The following is a 1,431-nucleotide window of genomic DNA, read 5'->3' as shown; positions in this document are numbered from 1 at the left end:
GCGTAAACCAGGCGCCCACCGGGCTTTAACAGCCGCGCCGCGCTCTGCAAAATCGCAGTTTGCTTGGCCTTGAGCTCTTCAATCGCCTTGGGCGTTTGCCGCCATTTCAGGTCGGGATTGCGCCGCAAGGTGCCCAAGCCCGAGCACGGGGCGTCGACCAGCACACGGTCAATCTTGCCGGCCAGGCGCTTGATGCGGTCATCACGCTCATGGGCAATGGCCACCGGATGAACATTGGACAGACCGCTGCGCGCCAGCCGCGGCTTGAGCGCGTCCAGCCGGTGAGCTGACGTATCAAACGCATAAAGGCGCCCCGTAGTACGCATGGACGCACCCAAGGCCAGAGTCTTGCCGCCCGCACCGGCACAAAAATCGACCACCATCTCACCTCGTTTGGCATCCACCAACAGGGCCAGCAACTGTGAGCCTTCGTCCTGCACCTCAATGGCGCCGCGCGTGAAAGCATCCAGTTTGCCCAGTTGAGGCTTGCCGTCGGCAATGCGCAGGCCCCAGGGCGAATACGGTGTTGCTACGGTTTTGATAGCTGCCTTCGCAAGCTCCTTTTGGACTTCGGCCCGCTTGTCCTTGAGCGTGTTGACGCGCAAGTCAAGTCCGGCCGGTGCGTTCAGGCTTTCGACCAGCGGCCAGAAATCATCACCCAACTGCTCTTTCAGCGGCTCCACCAGCCACTGCGGCAGGTTGTGGCGGTGCAGTTCCATCAAATCTGATGGCTTGACCTGGTCGCAGCGCGCCAGCCAGTCTTTCTCCTGGTCGGTCAATGCGCCCAGTAGAAAGTCGCGGTCCGCCGCAAAACCAAGAATGGCAAGGCGCCGCTCCGGTGCGCCGCTGCCATGTTGAGCAAGATAGGTATAAAGATTTTTCTTGCGCAGAACGCCGTAAATCGTTTCCGCCACGGTGGCGCGTTCGCGGGGGCCGAGGCGGTAGTCGCGGAAATAGCGCGACACCACCATGTCGGCGGGATGATCAAATTTGAGGACCTGCTTGAGAAGCTCGGAACAACTGTCTAGTAAGGCTTTAGGATGCATAGCCCCCATTGTCCCACTGCGCTCTCGCAGAATGCTTGAAAGCCCTTTACAGGCCATCGCTACCATGCCCAACATCCCTGAAGAAGCACTGCCGCCGCTGATCGAAACCCCGCCGGGCATTTACCGCCACTACAAAGACAGGCTCTATGAGGTGATCGGGACTGTGCGCCACAGCGAAAGCATGGAGTCCATGACGCTCTACCGAGTGCTCGGCGAAGAAAACCTGTGGGTGCGGCCTGCGGCGATGTTCAATGAAGAGGTCTTGGTGGACGGCGTGAAAAGGCCGCGTTTCGCGCGGGAACCCGATTAAGGGACACGGAGCCCCTACAGGAAACACCGGCCGCAGCGCCGGGCCGCCCCAAGCAAGGCCAGCCCCCTCGGGGGG

The 1,431-nt window shown here is 60.9% G+C and carries 2 protein-coding genes; one reads left to right on the top strand and one right to left on the bottom strand.

The annotated features are described in order from the left end of the window. The coding region (locus AC1D0Z_RS21725) for an RsmB/NOP family class I SAM-dependent RNA methyltransferase (RefSeq protein WP_477660224.1) at positions 1-1,046 on the bottom strand (1,046 nt) is incomplete at its 3' end. A 64-nt stretch (positions 1,047-1,110) separates the two neighbouring features. Here AC1D0Z_RS21725 and AC1D0Z_RS21720 point away from each other — a divergent pair. Further along, positions 1,111-1,356 carry a DUF1653 domain-containing protein gene (locus tag AC1D0Z_RS21720; RefSeq protein WP_477660223.1) on the top strand — a complete coding sequence of 82 codons (246 nt, stop codon included), beginning with the start codon at positions 1,111-1,113 and terminating at the stop codon, positions 1,354-1,356. The last annotated feature ends 75 nt before the right edge of the window (positions 1,357-1,431 follow it).

The organism is Polaromonas sp. P1_E3, from assembly GCF_056405935.1.
This window is presented reverse-complemented; position numbering and strand designations above follow the sequence as displayed.

Bases quoted from the DNA above. Each gene is read 5' to 3' on its own strand.
- AC1D0Z_RS21720 (WP_477660223.1), top strand. From the start codon at position 1,111: ATGCCCAACATCCCTGAAGAAGCACTGCCGCCGCTGATCGAAACCCCG.